Origin of the sequence: Streptomyces sp. NPDC005435 (genome assembly GCF_040703155.1) — a bacterium.
Classification (GTDB): domain Bacteria; phylum Actinomycetota; class Actinomycetes; order Streptomycetales; family Streptomycetaceae; genus Streptomyces.
In genome coordinates this window covers 179,276-192,751 of record NZ_JBEXEQ010000001.1, presented here as the reverse complement: position 1 = coordinate 192,751, position 13,476 = coordinate 179,276, and the positions used below count along the sequence as shown (strand labels likewise).

At 70.5% G+C, this 13,476-nt stretch carries 15 protein-coding genes; 7 read left to right on the top strand and 8 right to left on the bottom strand.

Annotated elements, in window-relative coordinates:
* Window positions 1–8: 8 nt before the first annotated feature.
* Window positions 9–809: a diacylglycerol kinase family protein gene (locus AB0898_RS00905; RefSeq protein WP_366800666.1), complete on the bottom strand. Its 801-nt coding sequence runs from the start codon at window positions 807–809 to the stop codon at window positions 9–11.
* A 208-nt stretch (window positions 810–1,017) separates the two neighbouring features.
* Between AB0898_RS00905 and AB0898_RS00900 the strand changes: the two genes are divergently transcribed.
* On the top strand, window positions 1,018–2,301 hold the full coding sequence (locus tag AB0898_RS00900) for an adenylosuccinate synthase (RefSeq protein WP_366800665.1): 1,284 nt from the start codon (window positions 1,018–1,020) through the stop codon (window positions 2,299–2,301).
* A gap of 87 nt (window positions 2,302–2,388) precedes the next feature.
* Here the strand turns inward: AB0898_RS00900 and AB0898_RS00895 are convergent, their stop codons facing one another.
* Complete coding sequence (locus AB0898_RS00895) at window positions 2,389–4,221, bottom strand: OmpL47-type beta-barrel domain-containing protein (protein WP_366800664.1); 1,833 nt, start codon at window positions 4,219–4,221, stop codon at window positions 2,389–2,391.
* Between the two features lie 111 nt (window positions 4,222–4,332).
* Between AB0898_RS00895 and AB0898_RS00890 the strand changes: the two genes are divergently transcribed.
* Window positions 4,333–4,548, top strand: coding sequence for a hypothetical protein (locus tag AB0898_RS00890; protein ID WP_366800663.1), 216 nt, complete (start codon window positions 4,333–4,335; stop codon window positions 4,546–4,548).
* A gap of 42 nt (window positions 4,549–4,590) precedes the next feature.
* Here AB0898_RS00890 and AB0898_RS00885 read toward each other — a convergent pair whose 3' ends face one another.
* A complete protein-coding gene (locus tag AB0898_RS00885; RefSeq protein WP_366800662.1) occupies window positions 4,591–5,241 on the bottom strand; it encodes a hypothetical protein in 651 nt (216 codons plus the stop codon).
* 709 nt (window positions 5,242–5,950) lie between these two features.
* On the opposite strand from AB0898_RS00885, the gene AB0898_RS00880 reads away from it, so the two are divergent.
* The 3 genes from AB0898_RS00880 (at window position 5,951) to AB0898_RS00870 (ending at window position 8,735) form a co-directional block, all read left to right on the top strand.
* Window positions 5,951–7,267: a hypothetical protein gene (locus AB0898_RS00880; protein ID WP_366800661.1), complete on the top strand. Its 1,317-nt coding sequence runs from the start codon at window positions 5,951–5,953 to the stop codon at window positions 7,265–7,267.
* The gene (locus AB0898_RS00875) at window positions 7,248–7,805 is read left to right on the top strand and encodes a hypothetical protein (protein WP_366800660.1); all 558 of its coding nucleotides are present in this window, start codon (window positions 7,248–7,250) and stop codon (window positions 7,803–7,805) included. Before AB0898_RS00880 ends, AB0898_RS00875 begins: the two co-directional genes overlap by 20 nt.
* Window positions 7,806–7,994: 189 nt before the next feature.
* Window positions 7,995–8,735: a hypothetical protein gene (locus AB0898_RS00870; RefSeq protein WP_366800659.1), complete on the top strand. Its 741-nt coding sequence runs from the start codon at window positions 7,995–7,997 to the stop codon at window positions 8,733–8,735.
* Here AB0898_RS00870 and AB0898_RS00865 read toward each other — a convergent pair.
* The 3 genes from AB0898_RS00865 to AB0898_RS00855 form a co-directional block, all read right to left on the bottom strand.
* Window positions 8,683–8,946 carry a helix-turn-helix transcriptional regulator gene (locus AB0898_RS00865; protein WP_366800658.1) on the bottom strand — a complete coding sequence of 88 codons (264 nt, stop codon included), beginning with the start codon at window positions 8,944–8,946 and terminating at the stop codon, window positions 8,683–8,685. The genes AB0898_RS00870 and AB0898_RS00865 overlap by 53 nt on opposite strands.
* Entirely contained in the window at window positions 8,946–9,557 is a 612-nt protein-coding gene (locus AB0898_RS00860; protein ID WP_366800657.1) for a hypothetical protein, read from the bottom strand. The genes AB0898_RS00865 and AB0898_RS00860 overlap by 1 nt, the downstream gene beginning before the upstream one ends.
* A gap of 76 nt (window positions 9,558–9,633) precedes the next feature.
* Window positions 9,634–9,984, bottom strand: coding sequence for a VOC family protein (locus tag AB0898_RS00855; protein ID WP_366800656.1), 351 nt, complete (start codon window positions 9,982–9,984; stop codon window positions 9,634–9,636).
* A gap of 124 nt (window positions 9,985–10,108) precedes the next feature.
* Between AB0898_RS00855 and AB0898_RS00850 the strand changes: the two genes are divergently transcribed.
* Window positions 10,109–11,224: an FAD-dependent monooxygenase gene (locus tag AB0898_RS00850; RefSeq protein WP_366800655.1), complete on the top strand. Its 1,116-nt coding sequence runs from the start codon at window positions 10,109–10,111 to the stop codon at window positions 11,222–11,224.
* A 94-nt stretch (window positions 11,225–11,318) separates the two neighbouring features.
* Here AB0898_RS00850 and AB0898_RS00845 read toward each other — a convergent pair whose 3' ends face one another.
* Window positions 11,319–12,029, bottom strand: a complete 711-nt coding sequence (locus AB0898_RS00845) for a GntR family transcriptional regulator (protein ID WP_366800654.1) — start codon at window positions 12,027–12,029, stop codon at window positions 11,319–11,321.
* 192 nt (window positions 12,030–12,221) lie between these two features.
* On the opposite strand from AB0898_RS00845, the gene AB0898_RS00840 reads away from it, so the two are divergent.
* Complete coding sequence (locus AB0898_RS00840) at window positions 12,222–12,944, top strand: MOSC domain-containing protein (protein ID WP_366800653.1); 723 nt, start codon at window positions 12,222–12,224, stop codon at window positions 12,942–12,944.
* A 15-nt stretch (window positions 12,945–12,959) separates the two neighbouring features.
* On the opposite strand, the gene AB0898_RS00835 is transcribed toward AB0898_RS00840, so the two are convergent.
* Window positions 12,960–13,475 carry a GNAT family N-acetyltransferase gene (locus AB0898_RS00835; RefSeq protein ID WP_366800652.1) on the bottom strand — a complete coding sequence of 172 codons (516 nt, stop codon included), beginning with the start codon at window positions 13,473–13,475 and terminating at the stop codon, window positions 12,960–12,962.
* Window position 13,476: the final 1 nt, after the last annotated feature.

Below are 13,476 nucleotides of genomic sequence, written 5' to 3'. Positions count from 1 at the left end.
CCCACCCCTCACCCCCGCGGCACCACCAGCCCCCACGCCCCCTCCGCCACCCGCCAGGTGCGACGCCGTACCGGACCGGAGGTCACCGCGTCCGCGCGGTAGCGGAAGTCCTCCCCCGTCACCGTGATCGTGCGGGCGGAGGTGACGACGGAGGAGGTGGATTCCGAGAAGGGGTGGATCTCCACCGAGGCCACGCCGTGCCCGGACGGCGTCACCGACACCGCCTCCACCGGATGGTCCAGGTCCGTCACCGTCTCCCCGTCGATCTCGACCCGGAGCCGGACCGCAGGGCGGTACGCCACCCGGCGGACCAGGGACCGCAGCCAGGGGTGGGCGGGCGAAGCGCCGACCGGTTCCGGGACGGAGGCCCGGGCCGACGCCGGCGGTATCCCGAGGCACCCCAGCACCACCCCGTCGCTGTCGTCCACCAGGAGGTCCAGCCGCCGCACGGACCCCTCCAGGACCGCACGGGCGGCGGCCACCGCCCCCGGCGGCACCCCCAGCGACCGCGCGAGCGAAGCCGCGCCCACCGGCACCACCGACACCGCGCAGTCGGAAAGCTCCCGGTGCCGGTGCAGCAGGCTCACCGCGCGGACCAGTGCCGCGTCGTCCCCGACCACCACCGGCCGCCGGGACCCCCGTCTGCCCAGCACCCGGGCGAACTCCTCGGGAGAGTCCGGCAGGCACACCTTCGCCGCCGCACCCGCGCTGAGCACGTCTTTCGCTATCCGAACGGACTCCCCGTCCCCCTGCCGTGCCGCCGGGTCGATGATCACCAGGAGCTGATCGGACGTCGCGGAAGTCGCCACCTCGGTCCTGCCTCGCTTCCTCGGGTAGCATCTTTGTGCAAGAGCCCCTTGCGCTATTGCGCCAGGGGCTTCGTCTATTCCGGGGCATCCGGTCCGACGGGTTGTGCGGCCAATGACGGTCGCGGGCGGTACACGGCGACGAGGCGACGAAACCTCTTCGCCCACGCCCCGACCTTGGACATGCCCCGCCCGGAAGGGGTGTACGCGCGTGCCCGCACTTGTGCTGCTCGGTGCTCAGTGGGGTGACGAAGGCAAGGGGAAGGCGACCGACCTGCTCGGTGGCTCGGTGGACTATGTAGTGCGCTACCAGGGCGGCAACAACGCCGGCCACACGGTCGTCGTGGGCGACCAGAAGTACGCGCTCCACCTCCTCCCTTCCGGAATCCTCTCACCCACCTGTACGCCGGTCATCGGCAACGGTGTCGTCGTCGATCCCTCGGTCCTGCTCTCCGAGCTGAGCGGTCTGAACGAGCGCGGCGTCGACACGTCGAAGCTCCTCATCAGCGGAAACGCGCACATCATCACGCCGTTCAACGTGACGATGGACAAGGTCTCCGAGCGCTTCCTCGGCAAGCGGAAGATCGGTACGACCGGCCGCGGCATCGGCCCGACCTACGCGGACAAGATCAACCGCGTCGGCATCCGCGTCCAGGACCTCTACGACGAGTCGATCCTCCTCCAGAAGGTGGAAGCCGCGCTCGACGTCAAGAACCAGATGCTCACCAAGCTCTACAACCGCCGCGCGATCGCCGCGGACCAGGTGGTCGAGGAGCTGCTGGGCTACGCGGAGCAGATCAAGCCGTACGTCGCCGACACCGTCCTGGTCCTCAACCAGGCGCTGGAGGACGACAAGGTCGTGCTGTTCGAGGGCGGTCAGGGCACCCTGCTCGACATCGACCACGGCACGTACCCCTTCGTCACCTCCTCCAACCCGACCGCCGGCGGTGCCTGCACCGGCTCCGGCGTCGGCCCGACGAAGATCAGCCGCGTGATCGGCATCCTGAAGGCGTACACCACGCGCGTCGGCTCGGGTCCGTTCCCGACCGAGCTGTTCGACGAGGACGGCGAGGCGCTGCGCCGCATCGGCGGCGAGCGCGGTGTCACCACCGGCCGTGACCGCCGCTGCGGCTGGTTCGACGCGGTGATCGCCCGCTACGCCACGCGCGTCAACGGTCTCACCGACTTCTTCCTCACCAAGCTGGACGTGCTCACCGGCTGGGAGGAGATCCCGGTCTGCGTCGCGTACGAGATCGACGGCAAGCGCGTCGAGGAACTCCCGTACTCCCAGAGCGACTTCCACCACGCGAAGCCGATCTACGAGACGCTGCCCGGCTGGTCCGAGGACATCACCAAGGCGAAGTCCTTCTCCGACCTGCCGAAGAACGCGCAGAACTACGTGAAGGCGCTGGAGGAGATGTCCGGCGCCCCGATCTCCGCCATCGGCGTCGGCCCCGGCCGCGACGAGACGATCGAGATCAACTCGTTCCTGTAAAGGGACATGTTCCCGCGCGGGGACATGGAGAAGGGGCCCGCACCGACCGACCGGTGCGGGCCCCTTTTTTTCCTGCGCGCTCCCGGGTCAGGGGCGCTTGCCGGTGACGGTGACCGACTTCGTCTTCTCGCGGTTCTGGGCGTAGTCCACCGAGCGGAACTTCAGCACGTGCTTGCCCTTGCCGTGCACCGTGACGGGGGAGGTGTACTTCTTCCAGCCGCCGCCGTCGAGCCGGTACTCGGTCCTGGCCACGCCGGAGATGCGGTCCTTGGCGGTCAGGGTGACGCACACGTCCGAGCGGTTGGCGCCGTACCCGGTGGAGCACGGCGCGACGCGGGCCTTGGTGACCGGCGGCTCGGTGTCCAGCGGGAGGTTCAGCTCGGCCTCGCTCGGGGTCAGCTCGTCCTCGCGGGTCGGGGGCGGTACGTCGCCCGAGGCCTCGGTGCGGCCGACCGCGCCGACGCGCAGCAGCACGTTGCTCCAGTCGTCGAAGCCGGTGAGCGTCGTGCGCTGGCCGTCGTTGTTGACGTCGAAGGAGACCGGCGCCGTTTCGATCATGCCGTTGCAGTTCCAGTCGACCTGGCCGTCCGCGGCGGGCACCAGGACGAAGGAGCCGCCGTTGCTGCCCGGGCACCAGTGCCGGACGTCGTAGTTCCCGCTGCTCGTGGGGTACGACCGCTCGTTCAGGCTGTTCTCGTTGAGCGAGGTGTTCTGGCGGGAGAGGTCGGTGAGGCCGGTGGTGGTGCCGGACGTCAGACCGAACTGGTAGAGGTAGTTCATCGAGCTGAAGTACTGCGGCTTGTTGTTGACGTTCTGGTCGCCGCCGTGCTCCAGGTTGAGGTTGTGCCCCAGCTCGTGCAGGAAGGTGCCCGCCTGCTCGGCGACCGTGCCCACCTGGCCCGCGAAGCTGCCCAGGCTGACGATGAGGTCACTGCCCGGGGTGGGGGCGATGCCGCTGGAGTCGGTGCCGGAGTTCAGGTTGTGGGCCGAGATGGCGTAGTGGAAGACCGGCGCCCGGCCGGTGCTGGTGAAGCCGCCCGTCTGGTTCTTGATCGTGTTGAAGGCGTTCCACTGGTACATGCCGTTGACCGCGGTGCCCAGGTTGGTCTGCTCCGGCAGCTGCCGGGCCGTGCTCAGGGTGCCCCAGGTCGCGTTGGTCGCGAAGTTCATGATGCTGTTCGGCCCGGCGTCCACGTGCAGGTTGATGCCGGTCGACGGCGAGTGCCGGGAGTACGGCGAGTTCGCGAAGGCGTCGACCACCTGCTTGATGGCGGCGGGCGCGAGCGCGTGGCTGTGGTTGTCGTTCGCCATCCAGTCGAGCTGGACGAAGATGTCCGGCTTGTTGACCGTGGCCCCCATCGCGGGCAGGTCGATGAACTTCAGCCCCGGGCCGGGCGCGGTGTGGGCGCTGCCGTCGGCGGGGTTGATGTAGATGCCGTTCCGCTTCCAGCTGTCGGGGATGCCGTCGCAGGTCGTGGAGTTGCAGTCGAAGGTGAAGTCGACGGTCGGGTTGATGCCCTGGCCGCCGCTGCGGCTGATCACATAGCCGGACGGCGCCGACTGGGTGTACGTGGCGTCGCCGACGACGGGCGCGTCCCAGGTGATCTGTGTCCGGTTGGTCTCCCGGTAGATGTTGAAACTGACATTCCCGAAGTTGCCGCGCGGGTCGCCGCAGGCGTCGAGACTCCAGCTCGCGGTGGCGCCCGCGTTGACGCGCTCCGGCAGATTCGCGGGGCACCCGTTGTAGCTGAAGGGCCCCAGGGTCAGATCGCGGTCGCTGTTGTTGGTGAACCTCACCGTCAGCTGGGTGCCCGCGCGCTGTGCGGCGGCCGTCGCCCCGGCCGTCGCCAGCATGAGCAGGGTGACGGCCAGGGCCATGATGCCCAGCGCCGTGCGCCCTTGGTAACGCTGTGTATTCATGGCCGCACGGTAGGGCTACGCCCGGTGTCCACCCCGTACGGCTCGTCGTACGGTCACTCTGCTGGCCGCCCGCCAGGTGCGGGGCGCCCTCCGGCGGGGTGCGATCGGGGTATGAGCGGCGACCAGGGTGTGCGGTGCCGGGGGCCCTACGGAGGTGCGGGTGACGCCTCCCTCCGGGGGCCCGACTGTGTGGACCCGGCCGTGTTCGAGGTCGTACGGCAGGGGCGGGCATCGCTCATGGTGTGCCCGCTGCATCTGGGGCCGTCGCTGTTGGTGGGGACGGGGGTGCTGTGGCCGCCGGTGATCAGGCTCGTCGGGCGCCCGTGACGAACGGGGTCCACACCGTGGCGGACACGGTGCGGCGGGGGCTCAGCTGAACACGATCATCGAGCCCTGGGCGAGCGAGCGGGTGGCGGCGGCGTGCAGGCCGAGCCAGACGTGCCGTTCCCGGGCGAAGGGGCTCGGGTCGTAGGGCGCGGGCGCGGCGGCCTCTTCCAACTCGGTCGGTGCCGAGGGGGGTTGGGGAGCGGCCGGCGGGTTGGCGGGGTCGATGCCGAGGGCCGGGGCGATGTGCTCCAGCTCGCGCAGCAGGGAGTGGGTGGAGCCCAGGGGGCCGCCGCCCGCGAGGAGTTCGTCGTTCGACAGCGGGTGCGGGAAGTCCACGGGGACGTACGCGCCCGCGTGGTCGTAGTGCCAGACCAGGTGCGACTGCTGGGCGGTGTTCTCGAACATCTCCAGCAACTGCTCGTAGTCGCCGCCGAGTTCGTCCACGGGCGTGACCGGCAGGCCGCAGACCTGGAGCAGGTAGACGCGGCGCAGGAAGTGCAGGGCGTCGTAGTCGAAACCGGCGACGGGGGCGACGTCGCCGGACAGGCCCGGCATGTACGGGAACACGGGGACCGTCGGGAGCCCGGCGTCGGTCAGCGCGCCGTTGTAATGCGCGAGTTCCTCGGCGAACGGGTTGTCCGGGGCGTGGCACAGCACGTCCACGAGAGGGACCAGCCACAGGTCGCAGGCCAAGGAGAGCTCCTCGCACGTCGGGGGCGCGTCGGGTGTCGCGGGCTGACAAGCGTAATGCGTGCCGGTCAGGCGGGCGGGTTCTGTGCGGCGGGTGCTTCGGGATCGTGCGCCGCGGCCGCCCGCGTGACGGTGCGCCGGTACTCCTGAGGGCGATACGACCGGGCTGCGGGATAATCCGCCAAGTGAAACGACGAGTAAGAGAACTTACTCTTTTCTTGAACTGGTGGCCATCGGCTTACCGCACCCTCACCGGTCACGATGTTTGAATCGAATTCACCTTGTCGATCGTGTGTGGAACCTCAAATTCCGCGCAGTTTTAAGGCCAGCTGTCGACTTCTCGTAGATTTGGTAATTCCTTTCGCATAGTGTTCCGGCATCGATCACTCCTGATCGTTTCGAGCCCGGCGCAATCCGGGATTCTTCGGGGAGAGGTTTGCGTATGCGTGGGAAGACCAGGCCGGCACTCAGGGCGGCTCTGACGACTACGGCAGTGGCAACATTGGTGGTTCTGGGCGTCACCACGGGGAATTCACCGGCTTTCGCCGCGTGCACGGACGCGGTGTCGCCCGGAGGCGGCGGTTGCGGAAGCACGTCGAGCCCTTCCCCCACGCCCAGCCCGACGGACACCGACGTCAAGCCGGGTGACGACGGAACGCTGCCGAGCGGCGGTCCCACCGTGACGCCGAGCCCGGAGACGACGGTGACGGCCGTGAGCGGGCCGCCCACCATCAAGGGCACCTTCACGCTGGGTTCCGGTGCCCCGCTGGCCAATGCCGCGGTCGTCCTGACCTCGGTCGACTCGGTGCCCACCGACGGCTCCCTGGTGACGCCCACGCAGGTCGGCACGGCTACGACCGGCGCCGACGGATCGTGGTCGTTCACCCTGCCCGCCACGCTTCCGAGCGCTTTACAGGCGTACGCGGACGCCAACGACGGCGTCCTCTCGCTGCAGGCGACGGCCACGGGCACCGCGCCCGACGGCACGATTCTGTCGGGCAGCGACTACCTCGACGCCGGTGTCGCCACCGGGCCGGCCACCACGCAGAGTTCCGCCGACGCCCGCGCGGAAGCCCCCCTCTCCGTGGCGCTGCACCCGCTCACGGTCAGCCAGGCCGACTCCCAGGCGCTGAGCGACGCCTCCTCGGACGGCACGTCGGACCCGGCGAACGCCCCCGCCGGCGCGGCCGACGGCACCCCGCTGGAGACCTCGTCCTCAAGCCCCGACGGAAGTGACGACGGGAGCGACGCCACCGACCCGGATGCCGCGCCCTCGGCGCAGTGGCAGTCCGCGGACGGCCAGTCCACCACCGGCTACAACCCCGATGTCGTGGGCGGAAAGGACTACAGCGCGGTCGCCCCCGCCAAGACCTCTCCGAACGCCTGCTACCAGTCCACCAAGGTCATCAAGGACGGCATCCGCTACACCACCGTCGGCGAGAGCCACGCCTTCTACGACGCGCAGGCGGCGTTCGAGTTCAACGACACCCTGTCGGAGTCCATCGGTGTCGAGGTGAGCGCGAACGGGAAGGACTGGTCGCTCAGTGGGCGCGTCGCGCGGAAGTCCAGCACCGGGCACGCCACCGGGTTCACGAACAAGGGACCCTACTGGGCCAAGCAGTGGCGGGTGCCGATCGAGTTCAAGGAGACCGCCACCTACCTGAACTGCGGCGGTGGCAGCAGCACCACGTACGGCATCGTGCCGGTGAAGTACAAGGTGCCGTCCGGGGGCACGGTCGGCGAGTACGGCGCCAAGGTGACGAGCCACGACGGCTCCTCGCCGTACTCGAAGTCCAAGGCGTCCTACCGCGGGGTCATCCCGCGCGGCGCCTACTACACGCTGACCTCCGGCTCGTCGATGAACTACACACGCTCCGCCTCGTTCTTCGGCGTCAAGCTCAGCACCGAGACCGAGTACAACCGGAACCACTTCGAGAAGATCACCGCCGGCAACGGCAAGCTGGAGCACGACATCTGGGGGGCCAAGGGTCCTGTGTGGGGCAACGCCGGTGTCCTCTACTCGTTCTAGGGTCGTCGCGCTCGGGCTCGCCCTGGTCGCGCTGGGCGGCTGCCACATGCCCTCCGGGTCCGGTCCCGGCCGGAAGGGGACCGCACTCATCGGCTCCGGTCCGCAGCTGCACGGGGTCCTCGGCTTCCCGCACGTCCGCCCCGGCCTGCGATACCGGTTCTCGTACCCCATGCTCAAGAATCGCGGCAAGGAAACCGTCGAGATCACCCGTATGCGACTGCTGCATGTGCCCGAGGGTGTGAAGGTGCTCGGTTACAGCGTCTACTCCGATCTCGAAACAAACGGATTTCTTCTGTCGGGCCGAGATCCCGGGAGCCGGAAAATGGGCGACCCCGATTTCGGTAGTTTCCACGACTACTACAAGAGGTCGTACAGCATCAAACCCGGAGTTCTGAGCGACAAATACGGGAGCGTGCTGGTCGAAGTCACCGGACGCGTCCGGGGGCATCTCGGCGGGTGCCGGGTCGAATACAAGCAGGGCGATGTCAGTTATTACCAGGACATGCACTGCGAGTTTGCGCTCGACTCCGCGAAATAAGTGTCCCAACCCTGTGGTCCGGCGATCGTGAGGTCGCCGGACCACAGTCTTGGTGGCGTGGTCTTCGCTGTTCTGGGCCCCGTGAGGCGTAGCGTGGGGGGTCACTGAGCCGTGGAGGGGGATGTGTCGGAGGAGGGTGACACCGTTCGGCCACGCATCGCGCCGACGGGCCGGCGTACGGCGGGTGCCATGTTCGCGGCGCTCTACGGGGAGCTGATCCGGTACGCCTGGCACGATCCCGCGTCCGAGCACGACGCGTATCAGTTGTTCTACCAGCGGTCGCTTGCCATGGGATGGCTCGAAGAAGGGGGCGTGCCTGGGCTCTGGGGCATGAATGATGCCGGGGCGGTGGCGGAGGAACGGCCGCTTCCCGTGCAGCCGTTCCTACGCTGTGCCTGGGACACCACGGCGCGGATCGGGACGGTGCGGCTCTCCGCCCTCCAGGCCCTCCTGCCGGGGCTGGGGCACGACGCCGCTTCACGCGACGCGGCCGGCCGGCCGAAACCGTCGCCGACTGCGCCGCTCAACTCGACATCCGCACGCCCCTGTTGCTCACCGTCACGCGAAACCGCATCGCCTCCCCGCGAGGGCGCTGCTGGCTTCGCGGCCGTGATCGTGTACCCCCTGTGGCATGTGGGCCACCAGAACGAGGCCGGCGAGAACGGCTCGACCGTCCACGTCGATCGAAACGGCGTGTTCTGCGACGAGTCGGCCGGCGACGACGTCAAGCTGCTCGGCATCTACTCCACCCCCGAGCGGGCGGCGGAACGGCTCCGGCAGGCCCGCCTGCTGCCGGGCTTCCGCGACGAACCGGACTGCTTCTCCTGCGACCCGTACGAGCTGGACGAGGACGAGTGGACGGAGGGCTTCGCGCGGGTCAGGCCGGGGGAGCAGGCCGAGCGGGTACGGGCGGAACCGTCCGGACGGTGAGGATGTCGCCGGGCTGGCAGTCCAGCACCTCGCAGATACGGGTGAGCGTGCTGAAGCGGATCGCCTTCGCGCGGCCGTTCTTGAGGACGGAGAGGTTGACGTTGGTCACGCCCACCCGGGCGGCCAGTTCGGCGAGGGTCATGCCGCGCTGTTGGAGGAGCTTGTCGAGATGGACCTCGACGGCGTGGCCGTCACCTTCCTCGGGGGGCATCAGACGAGCCCTTCCAGGTCTTCCCGCATCGCCGCGCCGGCGCGGGTGATGCGGGAGAAGGTCAGCAGGCCCAGGCCGACGATCACGGCCAGGTAGGGCGCGTTCCAGTCCTGGAGCCAGGAGAGCGCCGTGAGGTCGGCGCTGCGGGCGAGCGATGCCATGAGGGCCCTTCGCGAGACGGCCGCGACGGTCGCCGCCACCACGCTGCCCACCAGGAGCCACCACCCCAGCAGCCGTAGCCGGCCGGCGGCCCGCGCCGTGTGCACCCCGTCGCGCGAGGCGCCGCGGAGCAGCCGGTCGAGGAGGAAGAGGCCCCCGGCGTACAGGGCGAGCGAGGCCAGCGGGCCGAGACTGGCGAGGGCGTTCTGCGAGGCCGTCGCGCTCCGGGCGCAGTAGCGCGGAACGGAGTCGACGACGGCGCCCGGTTCGGGGGCGAAGTCCCGTGGCGCGTACGAGCTGCTGGAGGTCCAGTCCGTGAGGCAGACGCTGCGGCCGCCCCAGCCGTGGACGATGAAGAGGACGAACCCGGTGATGACCGAGGCCATGAGCAGACGCAGGACCACCGAGGTGACGGTGGCCATGGGTTCGAGCAGCTTCTGGTCCTGCGTCATGACAGCCACCCCGCTTATCGATTAACGATGTTATCGAGAAACGATACATCAGGGGGTGGGGGCCGAGGAACCCCCCTCAGGCGCGGTGGGCCAGCACGTTGACCACCTTGCCGTTCGGGTCGCGGACGAAGAAGCGGCGTACTCCCCAGGGTTCGTCCTGGAGGGGGTGCAGGATCTCGGCGCCCCGGGCACGCAGGGTCGCGTAGGCCGCGTCCACGTCGTCCACCTCCACGCTGAGGTCGGGGACCACCGGTGCCGTCGCGTCGGTGGTCATCACGCTCAGCTGGGCCGTCGGGTGGGCGGGGGAGGCCAGGGTCAGGATCCAGCCGTGGTTCATGACCTCCTCGAAGCCGAGGAGGCCGTAGAAGGCGCGGCTTTCCTCAAGGGCCTGCGCGTGGAGGTTGGGGACGACTCGGCGGACGGTCATCAACGGCTCCAAGTTCCGGGGCGGAAGGTGGTTTCCGGGACAGTGTCGTCGTGCTGTCGGGCGGCGGGTGCGGCTGTCGGCCATGTGTCGGGGCTTTGTCGGCCGCGCTTGGGACGTTGGGGCCATGAACACACACGTCACGATCATCGGCGCCGGACTCGGCGGCCTCACGCTCGCCCGCGTCCTGCACGTCCACGGCATCACGTCCACCGTCTACGAGGCGGAGGCGTCCCCGGAGGCGCGGGCGCAGGGCGGGCTGCTCGACATCCGGGACTACAACGGGCAGTTGGCGTTGCGGGACGCCGGTCTTTACGAGGAGTTCCGCGCGCTCATCCTCGAAGGGCGCCAGGCGACCCGCGTCCTGAGCCGGGACGGCGAGGTGCTGCTCGACCTGCCCGACGACGGTACGGGCACCAACCCCGAGGTACCGCGCGGCGAGCTGCGGCAGCTGCTGCTCGACTCGCTGCCGGAGGGCACCGTGCGATGGGGGCACAAGGTCGCCGGGGTGCGCGGGCTCGGCGGCGGACGGCACGAGGTGGCCTTCGCCGACGGCACCTCCGTGGAGACGCAGCTGCTGGTGGGCGCGGACGGCGCCTGGTCCCGGGTGCGGCCGCTGCTCTCCGGGGCGACGCCCGAGTACACCGGCGTCTCCTTCGTCGAGACCTATCTGCTCGACGCCTCCACCCGGCACCCGCGCAGCGCGAAGCTCGTCTGCGACGGCTCGACCATGGTGCTCGCGCCGGGCCGGGGCGTCCTCGTGCACCGGGAGCGGGACGGCGACCTGCACACCTGGGTGATGCTCGTCCGGCCGCGCGACTGGTTCGACGGCGTCGACCTCACCGACACCGCCCCGGCGCTTACGCGGATCGCGGGCGAGTTCGGCGACTGGGCGCCGGAGCTGACCGCGCTCATCGCCGACGGCGACACCGCGCCGGTACTGCGCCACATCCACGCCCTGCCCGACGAGCACCGCTGGGACCGGGTCCCGGGCGTGACCCTCCTCGGCGACGCCGCCCACCTCACGGCCCCGAACGGCGAGGGCGCCAACCTGGCCCTCTTCGACGGCGCCGAACTCGGCAAGGCCATCGCCGCGCACCCGGGCGACGTGGAGGCCGCGCTCACGGCGTACGAGCGGGAGATGTTCCCGCGCAGCGCCGCGGCCGCGCTCGACGGGGTGGATCTGCGGGAGATGCTGGGCGACGACGCGCCGTACAACCTGGTGAACCTGTTCGCGGAGTAGCGGCCGGCTCCTCGGCCGGTCCCGCCACCGGGGGCGCTGCCCCGCCGGCCCCTCCGCCGGGGGCGCTGCCCCGCCGGCCCCTCCGCCGGGGGCGCTATCCCGCCTGTTCCGCCGCCAGCCGCTCCACCAGCGACAGCGAGTGCGCGTTGGCCTCGGCCACGATCGCGCGGGCCACCTCCGCCTCCCGGCGGGACAGCGCGTCGATGAGGTCCGTGTGGCCCGCCCACAGCCGCCCGCGCACCTCGTGCGGCTCGGGGCGGCGGCGCAGGTGCTGGACCGCGCAGACCCAGGAGCGCAGGCGGAGGCGGTGGAGGAAGTCGGCGAGGTAGGGGTTGCCGAACAGCACGCTCAGCTCGCGCCAGAAGCGGAGGTCGTAGCCGACGAGGACGGTCAGGTCGCCGGCCGCGTTCGCCCGCTTCGCCTCCTCGCCCCGGCGCCGTACCGCCGCCAACGCGGCCGCCGTGCACGGGTCTTCGGGATGCGCGAACGCCGTGTGCCCGTCCAGCAGGGCGCGGAACATGCCCTCGGTGATCAGGCTCCGGGCCTCGATCATGGAGCGGTAGTCGGCGAGGGAGTACTCGGGGACGTGGAAGCCGCGGTGCTGGTCCGCCTCGAGCAGCCCCTGCGCGGACAGGTCCACCAGCGCCTCGCGCACCGGCGTCGCGGACACCCCGTACTGGTCCGCTATCTCCTTCACCGTGAACGCCCGCCCCGGCCGCAGCCGCCCCGCCAGCACCTCGTCGCGCAGCGCGTCCGCGATCTGCTGACGGAGGGTACTGCGCGTCACGCCACCGGTGGAGGCCATCGTCCGGGAGTCTCCTCACACGAATGGGTGCGGTACTCGTACGCACTGCCGATCTTTCATCCCCTACGAGCACGTCACCTTACGCGGCCGTCGCCCGCGAGCGGCAGGTGCGGTTCCGATTTCGGGCAGGAAGACCGCGGTCGGCGCCCTGACCTGGCTATGCTCGCTCGCGGCTCGGAGGGGGGCAGGGGAATGGCGAGGGACAGCGTGCTCGGCACGGTCGAACGGATCTGGCGGTACCCCATCAAATCCACCGGCGGCGAGATGGTGGAGGAGGCCGAGGTGGACGCCCGGGGCCTCGTCGGCGACCGGCTCTACGCGGTGCGGGACGCCGGGGGGAAGCTGGGCTCGGGCAAGAACACGCGCCGGTTCCGGCGGATGCCGGGGCTGCTGCGGCTGCGGTCCCGCTACCCCGGGGGCGTGACCACCCGGACCCCCGAGCTGCTGGACCCGGACGGCACGCCGGTGGCGGACCCCACCGGCTATGTACGGCACCATCTGCGACGGGACGACGTCGAAGTGGCGCGCGAGGACGCGGTCTCGCACTTCGACCAGCTCCCGCTGAGCGTGCTGACCACCGCCACCCTCGACTGGGTCCGCGCGGCCGTCCCCGGCGTCCCCGTCGACGAGCGGCGCTTCCGCCCCAACCTGCTGATACGGACCCCGCCCGGCACCCGGCCCTTCGTGGAGGACGACTGGTTCGGCGGCACGGCCCGGATCGGCTCCGCCCTGCGCATCCGCTTCGAACGCTCCAGCGAGCGGTGCGTGATGATCAACGAGGCCCAGCAGGACCTCCCGCACTCCCCCCTGGTCCTGCGCGCCGTCGCCCAGTCCCACGACCTCCGCCTGGACGCCCTCGCGACGGTCGCGCACCCCGGCCGCGTACGACTCGGCGACCCCCTGGAACTGACCTGACTGTCCGTCCCCGGGTCACGCCCCGCTCCAGCGGACCTCGCCGTCGACGACCACGTCCGACGGACTCAGCCCCAGACCCCGGGCCACCGCCATGGACGCCTGATGCCCGGGACGGACGTACGCCACCAACGGACTCACCCCCTCGGCCCGCAGCCACCCCGCCATGGCCCGCGCCCCCTCCCGCGCATATCCCTCCCCCTGATACGCCGCCCCCGTCACCCACGCCACCATCCCCTCTGTCCCACCCCCGGGCGTCCGGCTCAGCGTCGCCTGCACAGTCCCCACCAGCCGCCCGTCCGCCCTCCGCCGCAGCAGCCAGTTCAGCCAGCCCCGGGCCCCGTCCGGCGACTCCCCGACAACCTGACGTGCGTAGCGCGCCTCCAACTCCGGGAGAGTGTCCGGCGCACCGCCGGTCCAGGTGTGCAGCCGGGTGTCGTCCAGAAACACGAACGCCTCCCGCGCGTGCCCCACACGGAGGGGCTCCAGGTGGAGGCGGGGGGTGGCGAGGGGGGTGGGCGTGGGCCAGGGCACC

What these genes read in the sequence shown, in the direction of transcription:
- AB0898_RS00855 (WP_366800656.1), bottom strand. Translation starts at nt 9,984, where the DNA reads ATGACCGTCCGCCGAGTCGTCCCCAACCTCCACGCGCAGGCCCTTGAG.
- AB0898_RS00845 (WP_366800654.1), bottom strand. Translation starts at nt 12,029, where the DNA reads ATGGCCTCCACCGGTGGCGTGACGCGCAGTACCCTCCGTCAGCAGATC.
- AB0898_RS00860 (WP_366800657.1), bottom strand. Translation starts at nt 9,557, where the DNA reads ATGACGCAGGACCAGAAGCTGCTCGAACCCATGGCCACCGTCACCTCG.
- AB0898_RS00865 (WP_366800658.1), bottom strand. Translation starts at nt 8,946, where the DNA reads ATGCCCCCCGAGGAAGGTGACGGCCACGCCGTCGAGGTCCATCTCGAC.
- AB0898_RS00890 (WP_366800663.1), top strand. Translation starts at nt 4,333, where the DNA reads ATGAGCGGCGACCAGGGTGTGCGGTGCCGGGGGCCCTACGGAGGTGCG.
- AB0898_RS00850 (WP_366800655.1), top strand. Translation starts at nt 10,109, where the DNA reads ATGAACACACACGTCACGATCATCGGCGCCGGACTCGGCGGCCTCACG.
- AB0898_RS00895 (WP_366800664.1), bottom strand. Translation starts at nt 4,221, where the DNA reads ATGAATACACAGCGTTACCAAGGGCGCACGGCGCTGGGCATCATGGCC.
- AB0898_RS00870 (WP_366800659.1), top strand. Translation starts at nt 7,995, where the DNA reads ATGTTCGCGGCGCTCTACGGGGAGCTGATCCGGTACGCCTGGCACGAT.
- AB0898_RS00840 (WP_366800653.1), top strand. Translation starts at nt 12,222, where the DNA reads ATGGCGAGGGACAGCGTGCTCGGCACGGTCGAACGGATCTGGCGGTAC.